The organism is Mesorhizobium sp. YM1C-6-2 (genome assembly GCF_003666685.1).
In the GTDB taxonomy this organism is placed as follows: Bacteria; Pseudomonadota; Alphaproteobacteria; order Rhizobiales; family Rhizobiaceae; genus Mesorhizobium_K.
Map to the genome: position 1 here is coordinate 750220 of NZ_RCIZ01000001.1, position 18608 is coordinate 768827.

At 64.2% G+C, this 18608-nt stretch carries 15 protein-coding genes; 10 read left to right on the forward strand and 5 right to left on the reverse strand.

Annotated features, from left to right (window positions below; genetic code table 11):
* Positions 1-20: 20 nt before the first annotated feature.
* The 6 genes from D8676_RS03655 (at position 21) to D8676_RS03680 (ending at position 6860) form a co-directional block, all read left to right on the forward strand.
* On the forward strand, positions 21-1343 hold the full coding sequence (locus tag D8676_RS03655) for a hypothetical protein (RefSeq protein WP_147448144.1): 1323 nt from the start codon (positions 21-23) through the stop codon (positions 1341-1343).
* Positions 1344-1362: 19 nt separating this feature from the next.
* On the forward strand, positions 1363-2826 hold the full coding sequence (locus D8676_RS03660) for a lipopolysaccharide biosynthesis protein (protein ID WP_121579452.1): 1464 nt from the start codon (positions 1363-1365) through the stop codon (positions 2824-2826).
* Positions 2826-3878, forward strand: a complete 1053-nt coding sequence (locus tag D8676_RS03665; protein ID WP_121579453.1) for a polysaccharide pyruvyl transferase family protein — start codon at positions 2826-2828, stop codon at positions 3876-3878. Before D8676_RS03660 ends, D8676_RS03665 begins: the two co-directional genes overlap by 1 nt.
* Positions 3875-4933 (forward strand): Gfo/Idh/MocA family oxidoreductase, encoded by a 1059-nt coding sequence (locus D8676_RS03670; RefSeq protein ID WP_121579454.1) that lies wholly within the window; start codon positions 3875-3877, stop codon positions 4931-4933. Before D8676_RS03665 ends, D8676_RS03670 begins: the two co-directional genes overlap by 4 nt.
* Positions 4930-5988 carry an NAD-dependent epimerase/dehydratase family protein gene (locus tag D8676_RS03675; protein ID WP_121579455.1) on the forward strand — a complete coding sequence of 353 codons (1059 nt, stop codon included), beginning with the start codon at positions 4930-4932 and terminating at the stop codon, positions 5986-5988. The genes D8676_RS03670 and D8676_RS03675 overlap by 4 nt, the downstream gene beginning before the upstream one ends.
* 113 nt (positions 5989-6101) lie before the next feature.
* Complete coding sequence (locus tag D8676_RS03680) at positions 6102-6860, forward strand: class I SAM-dependent methyltransferase (RefSeq protein ID WP_121579456.1); 759 nt, start codon at positions 6102-6104, stop codon at positions 6858-6860.
* A gap of 1 nt (position 6861) precedes the next feature.
* Here the strand turns inward: D8676_RS03680 and D8676_RS03685 are convergent, their stop codons facing one another.
* Both D8676_RS03685 and D8676_RS03690 read right to left on the reverse strand, forming a co-directional pair.
* Positions 6862-7830, reverse strand: coding sequence for a glycosyl hydrolase (locus tag D8676_RS03685; protein ID WP_121579457.1), 969 nt, complete (start codon positions 7828-7830; stop codon positions 6862-6864).
* Complete coding sequence (locus tag D8676_RS03690; protein ID WP_183096962.1) at positions 7827-8696, reverse strand: glycosyltransferase; 870 nt, start codon at positions 8694-8696, stop codon at positions 7827-7829. The genes D8676_RS03685 and D8676_RS03690 overlap by 4 nt, the downstream gene beginning before the upstream one ends.
* Positions 8697-8948: 252 nt before the next feature.
* Between D8676_RS03690 and D8676_RS03695 the strand changes: the two genes are divergently transcribed.
* Positions 8949-9263: a hypothetical protein gene (locus D8676_RS03695; protein ID WP_147448145.1), complete on the forward strand. Its 315-nt coding sequence runs from the start codon at positions 8949-8951 to the stop codon at positions 9261-9263.
* Between the two features lie 9 nt (positions 9264-9272).
* On the opposite strand, the gene D8676_RS03700 is transcribed toward D8676_RS03695, so the two are convergent.
* The 3 genes from D8676_RS03700 to D8676_RS03705 form a co-directional block, all read right to left on the reverse strand.
* Complete coding sequence (locus D8676_RS03700) at positions 9273-9965, reverse strand: sugar transferase (protein ID WP_121579460.1); 693 nt, start codon at positions 9963-9965, stop codon at positions 9273-9275.
* 203 nt (positions 9966-10168) lie between these two features.
* A complete protein-coding gene (locus tag D8676_RS26985) occupies positions 10169-10402 on the reverse strand; it encodes a hypothetical protein (RefSeq protein ID WP_147448146.1) in 234 nt (77 codons plus the stop codon).
* Between the two features lie 39 nt (positions 10403-10441).
* Positions 10442-13441 carry a family 16 glycosylhydrolase gene (locus D8676_RS03705; protein ID WP_121579461.1) on the reverse strand — a complete coding sequence of 1000 codons (3000 nt, stop codon included), beginning with the start codon at positions 13439-13441 and terminating at the stop codon, positions 10442-10444.
* Between the two features lie 585 nt (positions 13442-14026).
* Between D8676_RS03705 and D8676_RS03710 the strand changes: the two genes are divergently transcribed.
* From D8676_RS03710 to D8676_RS03720, 3 genes are all read left to right on the forward strand, one after another.
* Positions 14027-15175 carry a glycosyltransferase gene (locus tag D8676_RS03710; RefSeq protein ID WP_121579462.1) on the forward strand — a complete coding sequence of 383 codons (1149 nt, stop codon included), beginning with the start codon at positions 14027-14029 and terminating at the stop codon, positions 15173-15175.
* Positions 15176-15421: 246 nt separating this feature from the next.
* Positions 15422-17734, forward strand: coding sequence for a polysaccharide biosynthesis tyrosine autokinase (locus D8676_RS03715; RefSeq protein WP_121579463.1), 2313 nt, complete (start codon positions 15422-15424; stop codon positions 17732-17734).
* Between the two features lie 34 nt (positions 17735-17768).
* Positions 17769-18512, forward strand: coding sequence for a metallophosphoesterase family protein (locus D8676_RS03720; protein WP_210210695.1), 744 nt, complete (start codon positions 17769-17771; stop codon positions 18510-18512).
* Positions 18513-18608: the final 96 nt, after the last annotated feature.

The following is an 18608-nucleotide window of genomic DNA, read 5'->3' on the forward strand; positions in this document are numbered from 1 at the left end:
ACGTTTGCAGGTTCGGTGGCATGACCCTGACAGCGGACGCCTTTCGACCATTGCCCGCTGCCGACGCGGCGCCGCAAGCGCGCGCGGCAGACATGGATTTCGTCGTCAAGGTCTTCACGATCGAGATGGTGATCGTGGTCGTAACGCAGAAAATCGCGGTGCCGATCGGCGGCGCCGAGACGAGCCAGGTCGCGCTGGCGCTGCTCGTCCATGCCGGGGCGCTGACGCTGCTGGCCCTTCGCGGTCTGCTGAGGATCAGCAAGCATTCGCTCGTGCTGTTCTGCGGCTTCACCTTCGTGGCGGGCTTCTCGGCAGTCGTGCTCGCCAGTCCGAGCTACTCGGTGATGTCGCTGCTGCTGCTGATCATCATCTCGGCGTTCTACCTGTTCCGCGTCCAGCTCGATTGGGAGCACTACCTGAAGTGGCTCGCCAATTTCCAGCTGATCGCGGTGGCCGCCGCCGGGCTGCTGTTCTTCAACTGGGCGACCCAGTTCATCGGCCTCGGTATCGTCGACCTCAATTCCCTGATACCGAGAAGGCTCCTCTACCTGCACTACAACTACATCCAGCCGATCCACTGGGGATCGCCCTGGATGAAGCCGAATGCCGTCTTCTTCCTGGAGACGTCGCACATCTCGCAATTCATCGCGATGGCGATCGTCATCGAGCTGACCTGCTTCTTCCGCATAAGATACCTCGCCTTTCTCGGCGCGGCGCTGCTGTCGAGCTTCGGCGGAACCGGCATGATGACACTGGCGCTCACCGTGCCGTTCCTGCTCGGCCGGGTGCCGAGGGGTCTCATATTCGCGGGCATCCTGGCGTTGCCGATCGCCTATATCGGCGCCAGTTCGATCGGGCTGACCAGCAATATCGAAAGCCGCATCGGCGAGTTCGGGGCGCGGGGCACCAGCGGCGAGATGCGGTTCTCGCGGCCGGCCGAGGCGGTGGTCGACGCCATGTTCGGCGACGAGACCGATCTCTTCATCGGCAAGGGCGCCGGTTCCATGCCGAAGGGACAGTCGCAGCTCGGCGCGAACTTCGCCTGGGCGCCCTATTCGAAGGTCTTCGTCGAATACGGCATCGTGGCGTTCGCTTTCTGGGCGCTTCTCATCATCACCGCGATGTTCGGCCACGGGGTGCCGTTCGCCATCTCTTGGGTGGTCTTCCTGCAGTACCAGTTCATGAACGGCTCGCTGAACGTCCCCCTGCACACGATCTACGCGATGCTCCTGGCCGGCGGCGTCATGGTGGCGCGCAACGCGTCCCGCACGGCCGGTCCGGCAGGCGGGTTCGGGCAGTTGCGCCTTCCGCTTGCCGGTGGGCCGGCGACGGCGCGCGCATAGGCGATTGGCTGGTCGAACGATGGCGCTGAAGCAACAGGTTTTCATAGGCTCGGTGTGGAGCCTTGCCGGCACGGCCGGCCAGCAGACGGTGAACTTCATCCTGTTCGTCATGTTGGCGCGGCTGCTGTCGCCGAGCGACTTCGGCGTGATGGCGATCGCGGCGGTGGTGATCGATCTGCTGGCGCTGATCGGCTGCCTGGGCCAGGTGCAGGCGCTGGTGCAGCGCGAAGAACTCGACGACACGGCCGCCAGCACCAGCTTCTGGATGCTCCAGGCATTCGGGCTGGCGATGACGGCGATCGTGTTCTTCAGCGCGCCGCTGGTGGCGTCCGTCTTCGCGATGCCCTCGCTGACGCCGGTCCTGCAACTGCTGTCGCCGATCTGCCTGCTGCAGACGCTGAGCGCCGTGCATGAGGCGTGGCTGCGACGGTCGTTCGGCTTCAAGTGGCTGGCCGCCCGCATGGTGACGGCGTCGATACTGGGCGGCATCGCCTCCGTCGGCATGGCGCTCTACGGCTTCGGCATCTACGCGATGGTCGGCCAGCGTCTGCTCATCGCCTTCGTGCTCGCCGTGATGGTGTGGTGGAGCCTGCCGTGGCGGCCGAAGTGGCGCTGGGCAACGGCGGATGCGCTGTCGCTCGCCCGCGTCGGCACCGATGTCAGCCTGGTCACCTTCCTGCAGATCGCCAACGTCCGCATCATCGACGTCGCCGTCGGTTATCTGTTCGGCCCCCACGTACTCGGCCAGTTGCGCATCGCCTGGAAGCTCTTCGACTTCGTCATGGCGATCGCGGTGCAGCCTGTCGTCAACGTCTCGCTGACGGCGCTGAGCCGGCTGCAGCACAACACGGCGGCGATGGCCAGCGCCACGGTGCGCCTGATCGGCGTGTCGGGTACTGCGCTCTACCCGCTGTTCTTCGGCATCGCCATCGTCGCGCCGGATGTCGTTCCGAGCCTTTTCGGTGACGAATGGGGCGACGCGATCCTGTTCATCCAGATCCTCGCGCCGATCTCCGTGGCCGCAACGATCAACTACTTCCTGAGCTCGGCGCTGACTGCTGCCGGCCGCACGCGCTGGATTCTCTGGCAGGCGCTCGGACAGGTGGTGCTCGCCATCGCCCTGACCGTCGTGTCGGCGCCGTTCGGCGTCGTGCCGGTGCTCATTGCCAACGTCATCCGCGCCAGCGTCATCGCGCTGGTCAATGTCTGGCTGCTGAAGGTCGCGATCGGGGCGGCGCCCGCCATGCTCGGCCGCGCCCTGATGCCGCCGCTGGTCGCTGCCCTCGCGATGACGGCGGTGCTCGTCGTTGCGCGTCCGCTCTTCCTCGAGCTTTCCGACATCGCGCTGCTGCGCGCCATTGCAACCGCAATCACCGGCGCGGTGCTTTTCGTTTCGTTGCTCTGGTTCGGCTTCCCGTCGTGGCGCCGCAACATGCACATGGAACTGAAGCCCCTGTTCGCCGGAAAAAGAGCGAGTTCCTGATGAAGCTGCACTATTTCCGTTCGCCCCACGGCAATTTCGGCGACGACCTCAATGCGTGGCTGTGGCCCGAACTGCTGCCCGGCATGTGGGATGAGGGCGCCGACGGCATCACCTTCGTCGGCGTCGGCACCATCCTCAACAGGCTGGTGCCGCAGACCCGTCTGAAGATCGTGCTGGGGTCGGGGGTCGGCTATTCGCCGCTGCCGGAAAACCTCCATGACGGATCGTGGAGCGTGCTCGGCATACGCGGTCCGCTCTCGGCGCGCGCCGCCGGCCTGCCGGCCAGGGCCGTGATCACCGACGGGGCGATCCTGCTTGGAACGATGGACGGGCTGGTGAAGCCGGACGAAGCGCGCACCGGCGGCGTCGTGTTCGTGCCGCATGTCTCCTCGACGGAAACGGGAGCCTGGGAGGAGGTCTGCGCCGAACTCGGCATCACCTACATCGACCCCAGATGGAATTTTCACGAGGTTTTCGAGCTGATCGGCAAGGCGAGGCTGGTTCTCACCGAAGCCATGCACGGGGCGATCGTCGCCGATACGCTGCGCGTGCCCTTCGTGCCGCTGGTCTCGTCGCGCGAGATCAGCTCGTTCAAATGGATGGACTGGACGCTGTCGATGGGCCTGCCCTATCGGCCGATCCGGCTTCCGCCGAGCACGCTGCTCGATGCGGCGCGCGACCGGCTGGTGACCTTCATGGGACATGGGCATCTGAACCCAGCGGTATTCGATGCGTCGGCGCCTGCCGATGACGGCATGGCCGACGAGTTGCTGCGCCATCTCGACCAGGCTTCGGAGCGCGAGGAATCTCCGGCCTGGCGGCGCGTCAACAAGAACACCAAGCGTTTGTGGCGCAGGGCGGTGAAGCCGGCGACCGAAACGGCGTCGAGAGGCATGCTGCGCAGCGTCGACCGGCGGCTCTTCGACAGGGCCGCGGACACCATGCACAAGGCGATGCACGCGACGAGCTATCTGAGCGACGACCGCACCTACGAAAGCAAGCGGTCGCAGCTCATGGACCAGGTGGAGATGACGCGGCGGCTGGCCGCATGAAGCACGACAGGATCTCCATGCGCGGATCATCGGAAGTCGCGATGCTCGGTGACCTCGACCTCGCCATCATCGGTTGCGGGGCGATCGCCGACTCCTACTATTTCCCCGTGCTGTCGGCCGACGCCGCGGCGCGCGAGAAAGTGTGGCTGGTCGAGCCGTCGGTCGAGCGGCGCGAGAAGGCGGCGGCGGCGTTCGGCTTCCGCCGCGGGCAGCTTGTCGGCGACGTCGCCGAACTGCCGGCGAAGGTCACCGCCGCGGTCAACGCAACGCCGAGCCACCTGCATGTCGCGACCACGCTTCCGCTGATCGAGCGCGGCGTGAGCGTCATCGTCGAGAAGCCGCTCGCCGAGACGGCGGACGATGCCAGGCGGCTGTTGACGGAAGCCGGCGGCCGTTCGCTGCTCACGGCAAACCAGTATCGACGCTTCTGCCCGTCCTACCGGCTGGCGCGCGAAATCATCGCGGCCGGCGAGATCGGCGATGTCTGCAGCATCAACTGGGCGGAGGGCCAGAAGTTCGAATGGCCGACACAGTCCGGCTTCTATTTCCGGCGGCCGTGGAAGACCGGACGCCCGCGCGGCGTGCTGCTCGACATCGGCGTGCATGTGCTCGACGTCGTCTGCTGGTGGCTGAATGAAGAGCCGCGCGTGGTGTCCGCCGCGATGGACGGGTTCGGCGGGCCGGAGTGTTTCACCCGTGCGCAACTGGCGTTCGGCGATGTCGAAATGGATCTCGCCGTCAGCTTCCATTCGAAGCTCGCCAACGGCTTCGTCGTCGAGGGCACCAAGGGTGCGATCCGCGGCTCGGTGACGGATTTCTCGACCATCGAGATCCGCACCGGCTCCGGCGGCTGGCAGTCGAAGCGAGGGCCGGGGCCGGCAGGCTGGACCGATTTCGCCGAAATCTTGCTCAGGAATTTTGCCGCGGCGGTCGAGGGCCGCGAGGCGCTGCTGGTCGATGCGGCCAGCGTCGTCGCGCCGCTGGCTGCGGTCGATGCGATCTACGACGCCGCCGACAGCCCCTTGCCGAGCTATTACAGGGAGTGGGCGTCATGACGACGAAACCCGTCGTTCTCGTCACCGGCGCCGGCGGCTTCATCGGCGGCTGGGTCGCCGAGGCGCTTCACCTTGCGGGGTGGGATGTCAGGGCCGGCATCAGCCGCTGGATGAGTGCGGCGCGCATCGCGCGTTTCCCGCTGGAGATCGTCCAGTGCAACGTGATGGACCAGGCCTCGCTCGACGATGCGCTGAAGGGCGTCGACGTCGTCGTGCATTGCGCGCGTGGGCCGGACGAGGACGACGAAGTCGCCAAATCAGGTACGCGCCTGCTCATCGAACGGGCGAAGGTCGCAGGCGCGACGAAGATGGTCTTCACCAGCTCGGTCGCCGTCTATGGCGACGCGACGGGGCTGATCGGGGAGGACACGGCACCGGTCGGCGACATGTCGGCCTACGGCAACAGCAAACTCGTCGCCGAGGCCGTCTGCGACGAGCTGGCGACCGACGATTTCCCTGTTGTCGGGATCAGGCCGACGCTGGTCTACGGGCCGTTCTCGCAGCAGTGGAGCGCGCCCTACGTCGCGCGTTTCGCTTCGGGTCGCTGGACGGCGCTCGGCGCGAGGGGCGAGGGCAAGTGCAACCTCGTCTATGTGGGCGACCTCGTCCGCATGATCCGCTTCATGATCGAGAACGACACCGGCCGCTTCGCGGTCTTCAACGGCAACGGCCCCGAAGTGCCGAGCTGGAACTCCTATCTCGAGCGCTTCAACGACGCTCTCGGCTTTCCGCGGCTTGCCGCCCCCGATCCGTCGCTCGGGCTCAAGGTCGCGCTACGCCGGCCCGTCCGCAAGGTCGGCAAATACCTGCTCGCCAATCACAGGGACCTGCTGGTCGCCGTGGCCTCGCGCAGCTCGAAGATCAAGTCGGCAATGAAGAAGGCGGAGGAGGATCTGCGCCTGCGGCCGAACGACGACGAGATGAACCGCTTTGCCACCGATGTCACCTATTCGATGGACCGCGCTGCGAAGATCGGCTTCGTGCCGCGGACCAGCGTCGACGAAGGCATCGCCATGACCGCCGATTGGGCGCGCGACATCGGGCTGGTAGCCTGAGGTATGGTTCTGGCCGCGCCTCTTTTTGGCGTGCCAGCGTTGACGCAGGCAGGCAACAAATGCCTTAATCAGGGTGTCTGAATAAGACCTGCGCGGGGGAGTGGAGGCCAAGCATGGCTGCGCGCGTGGACCCCATGATCCGCCTTTTCCCCGAAAGGCGTGTCGTTCGCTTCCTTCACCGCCAGGACCGGTTCCTGTTCTTCTCCATGGTCAACGAACTCGTTCGTCCGACGGATATCGTCCTCGATCTTGGCGCGGGACGAAACCGCTTTCCGGAGTTCGGGCCGCATCTCAATGCGATCTCGACGCTCAAGGGACGCTGCAACAGGGTCATCGGCGTCGATGTCGATCCCGAGGTCGCCACCAACGACGCTATGGACGAGACGCATGTGATCGAGGCAGACGGGCGGCTGCCGCTGGACGCCGAAAGCGTCGACCTGATCTACAGCTACGCCGTGCTGGAACATGTCGAAGACCCCGCCGCCTTCGTTTCGGAATGCGACCGCGTGCTGAAGCCAGGCGGCTGGTTCTGCGCGTGGACGCCCAACAAATGGGGCTATGTCGGCCTCGGCGCGCGGCTCGTTCCGAATTCGCTGCATGCAAAGGTGCTGAGACGGGCGCAGCCGGCGGGACGCGACGACAAGGACGTCTTCCCGACGGTCTACCGGATGAACACGCTGGGCGACATCGGCCGCTCTTTCCGGAGTTCGCGCTTCGATGATTACAGTTTTGGCTACAACGCCCAGCCGTCCTACAATTTCGGCAGCACGGTGGTCGCCCGCATGTGGCTCGCCTACATGGCGCTGACGCCGCGCTGGCTGGCGCAATCGCTGTTCGTCTTCCTGCGCAAGCGCGAAGCGGAGCAGATGTAGACTAGCCGCCGCTGTCGGCTCCGAAACGGCGCTTGAACATCTCGGCGGCGCGGGGAAACTGCGCATTGGACATGCGGGCGTTGTAGTCGACGGCCTGGACGTCCCAGTAGCTCTGATAAAGCGGCTTCGTCTCCTCGAACCAGTCCGCCATGCCGGCGATGAACACGGGATCGTCGCCGACGCCCCCGCCGCCGGGTTTGTCGCCGACGCCCCATTCCGGATAGGACATCAGCTTGCCGTGCTCCCTGGCGAAGTCGCGGTGCCATTTCAGCCCGAACGGCTGGTCGACGAAATGCTGGAAACGGTCGTGCGGATCGGCGGTCGAGGCGTCCCAGGTCTCGGCGTAGATATCCATGCCGATGATGTCGACGACGTCGTCGCCGGGATAGGCTTCGGTCGGGTCCATGTCGTGGCGGCCGTGATTGGGGCACCACTCGAACTTGAAGCGCTGTCCGGGCGCCCGGCGCATGATCTCGACGATGCGGCGGAAATAACGCTTGTAGCTCTCCGGGTCCTTCGAGGCGGCCCACGGCATCCAGTTGCCGTTGAACTCCCAGCCGATCCGTATGACCGTGTCGTTCAGCCCGTACCTGACCAGCGCATTGGCGGTCTGGGTGAAAATGGCGTCATAGGCGCCGTCGGCGCCTTCGCTCAGCGTGCCCGCATTGCCCCGTGGCAGCATCGGCACGGAAAGGGTCAGCTTGATTCCGGAATCGGCCCAGCATTTGACGATCCAGGGGATGCTGCGGCGCATCTCGACCCAGCTTTCCTGGTTCAGCGCGTCGACGGTGCGCTCGATCTTGCGTCCGAGGAAGGTCTCGAGTTCCGCCATCGCGGCGCGGCCGTCGCATCCCGGGCCGCGATAGGCGCCGACTTCGGTCGCCTGGGCGGGCGTCACCGCCGAGACCAAGGCAGCGGCCGCCGCGCAGCGGACAAGACGTCGGGAAAGCCGCGCGGCGAGAGTCCTCATTTCCACACTGCTCCGCCGCAGCTTTCGATATAGGCGATTGCAGGCTGTCCCAGCGGCTTGCGGCGGCCGGGATGCTCGCGCGCCCATTTCAGGAAATTGCCGAAGGAGCGGAAGACGTTGATCTGGCCGCGGTTGAGATAGAAGACGTAGGCCGAGAACAGCACGAAATTGAGCGGCAGATAGATTGCCGGCAGGTATTTGAAGGAGATGATCAGTTTGTTGGTCAGCCGCATCTCCTCGACCTCCTTCTTCGGCTTGCGGCCGCCCGGATCATTGTGCTCGACCACCCAGCAGGCCGGCTCGTAGTAGATCTCGTAGCCGGCATCGACGACGCGGTAGGCGTAGTCGATCTCCTCCAGCCCGTAGAAGAATTCCTCCGACATCGGCCCGATCCGGTCGAAGGCGCTGCGGCGCATGGCGAAGCCGTTGCCCTGGAAGCGGAAGGTCTTGAACGGGCGGTCCTGCGGCAGCGACTTGTCGGTGTGGGGGAAAGAGGCGCGGGGAGTGACGCCGGTCGCATGATCGATATGACGGGCCGTCACGATGGCGACGTTCGGATTGGCCTGGAATGCCGCCTCGTAGCGGTCGAGCACGCCCTCCGGATTGAGGAAGGCATCGTCGTCGACGAAGATCGTGTAGGAGCCGCGCGCGGCGTTCGCCCCGTCGTTGCGGGCCGAGACCCCCTTGTTGTAGCCGAGCTTGACATATTGCCAGCGGCTGAACGGGGCGAGAAAGGCCGAGCGATCCGTCTCGTCGACATTGTTGTCCACAAGAATGAATTCGACCTCGTCGAGCCGCGGTCCGGCCACCTTGGCCGCCTGCGCGATGGTCTCCGGGACCAGGTGGTCGCGCGCGTAAGTAACCATGACGATTGAAAACAAAGGTTCCGTGGAACTGTCTTCAGCCGACGTCCGTATTATCATTGATCGTTCCCTTTGATGCGGTCGCGCAACACTTGATCGGCGAGGTAGATTTGATGGGTGCCATGCATCGACTAATTTGTTGGCTTTTCTTCCCTCGGCTGCTACCAAGTTAGGCAGCGCATTGGTTTTGACTGGTTTGTTTCAGCGAAACTTAACTGCGGGCCAGTAGCGCACGGTTCAACGGAAGGGGCACCGATGACCGGAACTGTAGTCCTATTGTATCTTGCCATCGGCGTCGGTTGCGGAGTGATACGGCTTTCCGCCGTCGCCGTAGGCTTGATCGCGCTGGTTCCTGCCGTGCTCGGCGCATATGCCGTGAGCGCGCAAGGTGTGCTGCCCATGCTGGCCGCGGCGCTCATCGCCCTGCTCGTGATCGAGTGCGCATACTTCATCACCATGCTGCTTGTCGCCAAGCCCTGGAGCAGGAAGCCGGGAGCCGAAGCGACCGAAACCCGGAAGCCGGTACCCAGCGACATGCACCTTCCAAAGAAGGTCGGCGAAGAGCCGTAAGGCGCAGCTTCAGTAGCTGCCCTTGCGGCCGAACACGACGATCACCGTCTTGGCGATGATCCACACGTCCCGCAGAAGCGACCAGTTCTCCACATAGGCCACGTCCAGCGACACGCGCTCCTCATAGGTGCAGTCGCTGCGTCCGGTCACCTGCCAGAGGCCGGTGATGCCGGGCTTGGTGGCGGCGTAGGCGGGAAAGTGGTTGCCGTAGCGGCGCACCTCGGCCGAGACGATCGGCCTTGGGCCGACGATGCTCATCTCGCCCTTGAGCACGTTCCAGAGCTGCGGCAGTTCGTCCAGGCTGGTTTCCCGGAGCATTTTGCCGAGCTTGGTGATGCGCGGGTCGTTTTTCAGCTTCTGCGACTGCGCCCATTCGGCAGCGGCGGTGGGATCACGATCCAGAAGATCGCGCAGCGCGGCATCCGAATTGATGATCATCGACCGGAACTTCAGGCATTTGAAGCGACGGCCGTTCAGGCCGATCCGCTCGTGGCCGAAGATGGCCGGTCCAGGATCGGTGTAACGGATGGCCAGCGCCACCATCAGCATGAGAGGCCACAGCACGACCATGCCGGTCGTCGCTATGGCTATATCGAGCACTCGCTTGAGCGTACCGCCAGGCGTGTATCGAGCCGACCCGGCGCCGACGATCTCGACTGTCGAGCCGGCGGCATTATCCAGGGAACTTTCGGCTTTTAGCATCAGACGTCTCCATCAACGCTATCCGCACGCGACCCGCCCCTGATGCGCCCCTTCGCGAACGATAAACTTAAACCATCGATCTTGAGCCCGATCAAGAGGGCATTTTTGTGTCTATCCGTACCGCTATTCCGTAATATCGGTATCAAGAACAAAAGATAGGAAAGCTATACTGATTTTTAAACTGCTATGTTGCGATGCAAAAATCACGATGTATTTGTAAATATTTCTCCAAGGTTGCCAAGTTTCACATTATGATTGCTTTGGATATAAAAGTTTATGTCGTCACGCTCTGGATATTGCGTCGCAGCATTATCTTTGCCGCGCTTGCACAGGGTCGGAAGATGCTCTGCATCATGGGCGGTCGGCCGCTTTCTTGTTGCCGGCGGCAAGCCTCGAGCGCGCGCTCCTGCATCATCGGGCATGAGGTAACGCATCATGGGACGGCACCCTGGTAACGCGAATCGCACGGACGGGTATCAGGCGAAGACGTAGTCGGTCTGCGAAAGCGACGTGACCCCGGACAGGTGGAAGCTCTCCTCCCCTCCGGAATAGTGAATCGTCCAGTTATCCTCCACATTTGTCAGATACGCGTCGGGGCCGTAGCCCACGAAACGCAACGTATCTCCTTCCTCCGTCGCGCTGCCGCTGAAATCGGCGACCGTGTCGGAGCCGTTTCCACGTTCGAACACGAATACGTCGGCGCCGCGGCCGCCGACCAGATAGTCGTCGCCGCCGAGCCCATTGAGGACGTCGCTGCCCTCCGAGCCCGTGATTCGGTTGGCGAGGTCGTTTCCGGTTCCGCTCGTTCCCGGATTGAGCAGCTTGAGGTTCTCGACATTGTCCGGCAGCGCGTAGGAGATGTAGGCCTCCACGGTGTCGATGCCTTCGCGCGGCCGCTCGACGACCTGCTGCTCGGCATTGTCGACGAGATAGGTGTCGTCTCCCATGCCGCCGGAATAGGTGTCGGCATTGCCCTTGCCCTCGAACCGCTCGTTGGACGCGCTGCCGAGCATAGTGTCGGCCCCTTCGGTGCCGATGTTGGCCCTGATCCAGGCCAGGCTCTCCGGCGGGATGTCCGGCAGCAGGAAGTCGTCTGCCGCGAAGTCGGAAATCTGCCTGCCTCGGAACACCAGCGTCTCGAAGCCGTCGAGCGCCAGGTGGATGTCGTCGCCGGACTGCGTCATCGCGGCCTGGACTTCCTCGAAGGTGGAGAAGCCGTAGTCGACGAGCTTGACCACGTCGGTGCGGCCAGGCCCGGCCTGGAAGTCGGTGATGATGTCGGAGCCGTCGCCGCGGCTGAAGACGAAGGTGTCGGGACCGGCGCCGCCCGTCAGTATGTCGTTGCCGCGTCCGCCGGTGATGGTGTTGCCGCCGCCATTGCCGACGATGATGTTGGGCAGGTCGTTGCCCTTGGCGCCGTTCCAGCCGTCATTGCCGACCAGGTACAGGTTCTCGACATTGGCAGGCAGAGCGTAGCTCACCGAGGCCCGTATCGTGTCGATGCCGCCGTCGAAATTCTCGTACACCTTCGCCGTCCTGTCATTGACGTTGTAGGTGTCGTCGCCGGCTCCGCCGATCAGCGAATCGGCGCCGGCGCGTCCGTTGAGGAAGTCGTTGCCCGACGTCCCCTGCAGGGTCTCAGGGCCGTAGGTTCCCTCGATGTAGCGCGTATGGGCGCCGCTCTGGCGCAGCGTGTACTGATCGAGCGTATATTCCGGCAGCTGGTAGGCCGCGATGTTGTCGATGCTGAACTGCGCGACCAGCGCGGGATCCGGGTTTCCGGCCAGCCCCCCGATCGCCAGGTTGGCCATCATGTACATCGGATCGTGCAGTTCGGTCGGAGTGGCCACGGAGGAGGTCTTCACCCCGTCGACGTAGAAGGTGATCTCATAGGGCGTCCACATCATGCCGTAGCTGTGGGACCCCTCCGAGGTGTCCACCTGCGCCCAGGTGTCCGTCGTGCCGCCGGTGCCGATGACCGCCGTGTGAACCTGGTTGGAGATGTCGCCATAGGCTTCGAGGATGTCGATCTCCGGCGGCCAGCCATTGTCGACGGGCAGCATCCAGAAGGCCGGCCATGTGCCCGGCTCCTTGGGGAGTTCCGCCGTGATCTCGAAATAGCCGTAGGTCTGCGAGAAGGACGAATGTGTCGAGATCATGCCCGAGGTGTAGTCGAAATGTTTGGTCGCGGCGCTCGGATCGGCGATCGGCTCGGCCGTGATGACGAGCTTGCCGTCCTCTATCGAGAACGGATTGTAGCCGAGGGGGCTCTCCTGCTCGGTGTTCGTCAGGCCGCGGAAGTCGGTGTCGACATAGATCTGTCGCTCGCCGTTCTGCGCCAGCGTGAAGGCGCCGTCGCCCCACCATTCGAAGCGGGTGCGCCAGGTGCCGTCGCCGTCCGAAAAACGGTCGAGCTCGTTGAAGTCGTCGTTGAATGTCTGGACGAGGGAGGCGGTGTCGACGGCGAGCGAAAAGTTGTTTGCGGAGAAGTCGGCGGTCTGGCTGTTGCGGAAGGTCAGGATGGAGCCGTCGCCGAGATCGAGGATGGCGTCCGAGCCGACCTGGTGCAGGGCGGATTTGACGGCGGCGAAATTCTCGAACCCGAAATCGGCGAGCGCCACGGTGTCGCCGCGCTGGCCGGCTTCGAAATCCATGATGGTATCGGAACCCTCGCCCTGGCGGATGACGAATGTGTCGCGCCCGCCGCCGCCGATGAGCACGTCGTCGGCGCCGCCGCCGTCGATCAGGTTGCTGGCGCTGTTGCCGGTGATGATGTTGGCGAGACTGTTGCCGCGGGCGGAAGAGGTTTCTCCGCCGAGCAGGGTGAGGTTTTCGACATTGGGCGCGGAGGCCAGCGAGTAGCCGTGCACGCCGTAGGTGGAGATCGTGTCGATGCCGGCGTCGGCCTCTTCGACCACCGTGTTGGTGTGGTCCCAGACGATGTAGGTGTCGTCGCCCATGCCGCCGACCAGCGTGATGTCGGGATTGCTGCCGGCAAGCTGGTCGTTCTCCGCCGTGCCTTCGAGCGTGCTGCCCGGTTCGTAGGTCGAGTTCCAGGCCGTCGGCGCGCCCGAAACCGGAAGCGGCTGGTCGAGCTTGAGGTTCTCGGGCAGCAGGGCTTCGCCATCGACATTGGTCAGGGTCAGCGTCTCGCCGTTGGGCAGCGTTACCGACAGATCCGCGCCGGACTGGACCGATGCCGCCTTGAAAGCCGCGAAGTCTGAAAGTCCGTAGTTCTGGAGGCGAAGGATGTCGCCGCCGGATCCGGCCTGGAAATCGGTTATCGTGTCGGAGCCTTCACCGCGGCGCACCACGAACATGTCGGCTTCGGCGTCGCCCGAAAGAACGTCGCTTCCCGCGCGGCCATAGATGATGTCGGCGCCGGCAGTGCCGGCGATGGTGTCCGCGCCGCTTGTTCCGAAGATAAAACTGCGAGAGGTGGAAAGAGTGGATGCCTGAGAGACGTCGGTCGCCATGGGCTCGCTTCTGTGGCCTGAACGGCGAGGCGCCGCTCCGGTTGACGGTTGGCGCAGGCACACAATTTAGCCGCGCGGCGATCCACCCCGCCCAAGTGCAAAGTCCAGCGCGGAAAGAATAGCGAACGTATTGCGTCGGAGAAATGACGGGAGTTGGGTTTTTTTGTGTTTCGTCCAAAATGTCGCAGCCGGATCGGTTCTGTCCCGGAGTTTCCGCGGCGCGTATCAGGACCTTGGTCCGGCAAGATTTTTCAGGCTTTGACGAAAGTTGATCGAGGGAAAGACCGTTTTATGTTGTCCGGCTGTGCTTGATTGAGCCACAAGCCTCGTGACGATGAGCGTTGACAACACGCCGGTTTCGCGGCCCATTAGCCATGCGGTATCCCGCCTGCACGGGTTTGGCAGGTCTTGCACGGGTTGGCGCGCGGCGCTTCGAGTGGAGTGTGACGTGTCCCTGTTGGCGCAGTCACCTGTCCATGCGGCAGGGCCGTTTTTCTGCTGGGGACGACATATATTGCAGCCGGACCAGGCATCCGGCGGCGCGGGGCGGGATCGGAGGGTGGTTTTTGTGAGGGTGCCCGCACCGTGACGTTTGCCATATGCATCGGCCTGTCTGTCTTTTTCCTGCTGCTCAGCATCCATCCGTTCGTGACCTATCCGCTGTCGCTGATGCTTGTCCGTCGCCGGCCGTCGCCGCCGGTTGCCCCTTCATCCCTGCCGACCTTTGCGATCTGCGTCTGCGCCTACAATGAGGAGCGGACCATCGCGGAAAAGGCCCGCAACATGATCGCGGTCGCCGAGGCGGTGCCGAACTGCGAGCTCTTCATCTATGTCGACGGCGCGTCGGACCGCACGCTGGAGCGGCTGGAGCCGTTCAGGGACAGGATCAATGTGGTCGCCGCGGAAGTCAGGCGCGGCAAGTCGCACGGCATGAACGTGCTGGTCGACAGATGCACGGCCGACATCGTGGTGTTCACCGACGCCAATGTCGAGCTCGACCTCATCGTGCTGCCGGAAATCGCGCCGTGGTTCTCCGACCCCGCGGTCGGCTGCGTGTGCGGCCATCTCGTCTATTCGAATCCGGACGAGAGCGCGATGAGCAGCTCCGGCTCGCTCTACTGGCGCATCGAGGAGGCGATCAAGCAGCTGGAAAGCGATGCGTACAGCGTCGTCGGCGCCGACGGATCGCTGTTCGCCATAAGGCGCACCGCCCACCATGTCGTGCCAGACGACATCATCGACGACTTCTACATCTCCATGAAGATCCTGATCGACGGCATGCGGGTCGTGCGGGCTCCAAATGCGCTCGCCTTCGAGAAATCGGCGACGAGTACCTATGACGAGTTCCGCCGCAAAATCCGCATCGCCTGCCAGGCCTTCAACGTGCACCGCCTCATCTGGCCCGAGATCTGGCCGCGGCCGGCGCTTGCCTATTGCTACGTGTCGCATCGGCTCCTGAAGTGGGTGATCGGCTACAATCTCCTGCTTGCCGGGCTGTTCTTCCTGCTCGCCATGCTCGCCGTGTTTCCGCCGGCGCCGGTGCTCGGCGCAGTGCTCATCGTGATTGCCGCTTTCGCGCTCCTGGTCGCGGCGAAATTCGGACCTGCCCTGAAGACGCTCGCCATGCTCCTCTCTTTTGCCGGAACCGCATGGGGCGTGTGGCGTTCGGTGCGCGGCGACAGGTTCCAGACCTGGACGCCCACGCCAAGCGCGAGGGCGAGCGGCCACAGATAGCTGCGGCAGAGCGCCCCATCAGCGGGCGGCCTTCAAACTTCGGCCTCAAAACCATGTTCTGTTGGGATATTCTCTTGCACTGCAACAAAACTCTGATAACTTGCATTCCACGGGCTTGGGCAATGAAAGGTGTTTGGATAATCTTTTGAATACAGATACTTATGTTCGAATAATCGGCGCTGATGACTGATCGTTCGAGCCACTGAATTCAAGAGATTTGTGCATCGCAACACAGGGACCCGCCCGATGCTCGTGCAGCTCCAGAAGAACTGGCCAGCCGAATCGCCTCGGCCGCAGCCGTCCGCCGAGACGGCGGCGGACTTGCTCAGCATTGCCAACCTGCTCGCCATCCTGCGGCGCCGCGCCCTGCTGATCGGTGCCGCGGTCGCGGTGATGCTGGTGGTCGGCGTGATCTACCTGATCACCACCAAGCCGATGTTCAATTCGACCGCCCTGGTCTATCTCGACATCGAGAACGCCCAGACCTTCGACGGCCGCAATCCGAACCCTCCGGGCATGCAGCCGGCCCTCACCGATGTCGACGTCAACAGCCAGCTGCAGATCATCCGCTCCGAGAAGATCGCGCTGAAGGTGATCAAGCAGCTCGGCCTCGTCGAGGCCGAGGAACTCACCCGCTCGCAGAACTCCATCGCCCAGCTTGCCTCGCGCGGCCTGAGCGTCATCCGCTCGATGATCAGGCTCGGGCCGCCTCCGCCCGCCGTGCAGGAGGACGGTGTCCCGCGCGGCATCATCGAGGCATTCGCGGGGCGGTTGTCCGTCGAGCGCCTGGATGAGACCTTCGTGCTGGCCATAAACTTCAGGTCGGAGGACGCCCAGCGTGCGTCCGACGCGGCCAATGCGGTCGCCAACGCCTATCTCGAGGAGAAGCTGGACGCCCGCTACGAATCGGTGAACCGCGCATCGGCATGGCTGGAAGTGCGCCTCACCGAACTTCGCGACAAGGCGGTCGCTTCCGACCAGCTCGTCCAGAGCTACAAGCGCGAGAACGGCATCATCGACACCAATGCAGGCAGCGGCCAGTTGCTGTCCGACACGCAGTTGACGGATCTTTCGACCAAGCTGGTCGAGGTGCAGAGGGAGACGGCCGAGCGCCGCGCGCGCTACGACCAGATCGCCCAGATGATAGCGTCCGGCAATCCCGAAGCGTCCGTGGTGGACGCGCTGGACAACCAGGTGATCAGCCAGTTGCGCCAGCAAAGCTCGAAGCTGGCGCAGCAGGAGGCGGACGTGTCGCGCCGGTATGGGGCAGAGCACGAGGCCGCCCAGCGGGCGCGCCGCCAGATCGAGGACATCAACACGCTGATCCTGAAGGAGCTCGGACGGATCGAGCAGGTCTACAAGAGCGATCTCGAGGTCGCCCTCAAGCAGGAGGCCGACCTTTCGAAGTCGCTCGCCGACTACACCGCGCGTTCCGGCGACATCGCCCAGGCCCAGGTTCGGCTGCGTGAACTGGAGCGCAATGCGCAGGCCGACCAGAACCTCTATGAGAGCTTCCTCGACCGCTACAAGACCGCGCTCCAGCAGGAATCCTTCCCGATCACGGATGCGCGCGTGCTGACCGAAGCCTCGCCGGCGCGCAAGAAGTCGTCGCCCAAGACGATCATCACCTTCGCCTTTTCCGGCATAGCCGGTCTTGCGCTCGGCCTGATGCTGGCGCTCGGCCGCGAACTGGCCGACCGCACGTTCCGCACACCCATCCAGATTGAGCGGGTGCTCGGCCACCCATGCGTCGGCGTGCTGCCGAAGCTCGCCCGGACGCGCCGGCCCTTGCGCAGCGCGCGAAAGGACGCCGGCAACGGAAGAGTACTCGCCCGCGACCTTGGCGTGTTCCAGCATGTGATGAAGGCGCCGCTTTCGCGGTTCGCCGAGGCGCTGCGGTCGGTGAAGCTGGCGATCGACTTCGCCCCGATCGATGGCGGCGTGCGCGTCATCGGCGTCGTCTCGTCGATGCCGGGGGAGGGCAAGTCGACGGTGGCGATGAACATCGCCGAGCTCGTCGCCTCGTCCGGCAACACGGTTCTGGTCATCGATGCAGACCTCCGCAGCCCGACGCTGACCCGCGAGATCACGCCGAACGCCAGCGGCGGCCTGTTCGAGTTCCTCGTCAACGACGCTCCGATCAACGACCTCATCTATTCGGACGAGGCCAAGCGGCTGAAATTCCTGCCGGCGGCGGGCAAGGGCGGCGCCGCCCAGAAGACCGACCTGATCGGCTCGACGAACATGGCGCAACTGCTGACCGCCGCGCGCCAGACCTACGACTACGTCATCATCGACCTGCCGCCGCTGGCGCCCGTCATCGACGCCAAGGCGATCGCCGGCTCGGTCGACGGCTTCGTCTTCGTGGTCGAATGGGGCAAGACCTCCACCGCAACGGTGTCCGACGCGCTTCACAATGCGCCGCTGGTCAGCCAGAAGATCATCGGATGCCTGCTCAACAAAGCCGACGAAGACGGCCTGCGCCTCTACACCTCCAGCGTCGGAAACAGCGAATATTATTCCCATGAGAAGTTCGGCTCTTACGTTTCGCAGAGCTGAGGCGTCAGCCTTCGCGCCCGGCTGGGGAGCCGGAATGCTCGAATGGGTTTCGCGTCTTGCCGGCGGGAAGCGCGGTGAGCCGGTCTATCCGGCCATCGACGCGGAGACGGTGCTCTATGTCATCGGCGACATCCACGGCCGCGCCGATCTCCTGCGGCGGGTGCACGAGGCGATCGAACGGGACTGGGAGGCAGGCACTGCCGAACGGCGTCTCGAAATCTATCTGGGCGATTATGTCGACCGGGGCCCGGAAAGCGCCGGCGTGATCGCCATGCTCCGCGCCCGGATCGAGCGGGGCGGCGTGCTGGCCCTGTCGGGAAACCACGAGGCCGTGCTCCTCCATTTTCTCGAGGGGCGCATCTCCGACCGGGAGTGGCTCGATTGGGGCGGTGCCGCGACTGCGCTCTCCTACGGCGTCAACCCGTCGAGGGAAGCGATATTGAGCGCGGCGCTCGCACGTGCCGTTCCGCTCGAGGATATCCGCTTCCTGAGGTCGCTGCGGTCGAGTTACCGCTACGGCCCGTATTTCTTCGCCCATGCCGGGGTCCTGCCCAGCCGCACGCTGGAGGAGCAGGTGCCTGACGATCTCCTGTGGATACGCAAACCCTTCCTCGAGCATACCGGACCGTTCGGAGCCATAGTCGTGCACGGGCACACGCCGAACGCGGAGCCTCAGTTCCGGCCGAACAGGATCAATCTCGACACCGGCGCCTACGCCACGCATCGCCTGAGCTGCCTGCGCATCGATTCGACCGGCGTGGCGCTGATCGGCGATTGAGAGCGATGGAACGCGACCTCCAAACCGGATACAAAGGGGCGCTCGGTAGCCCGCCCACCAACGGCTTGCCCGCACCGGCAGCCACTCTGAAAGTTG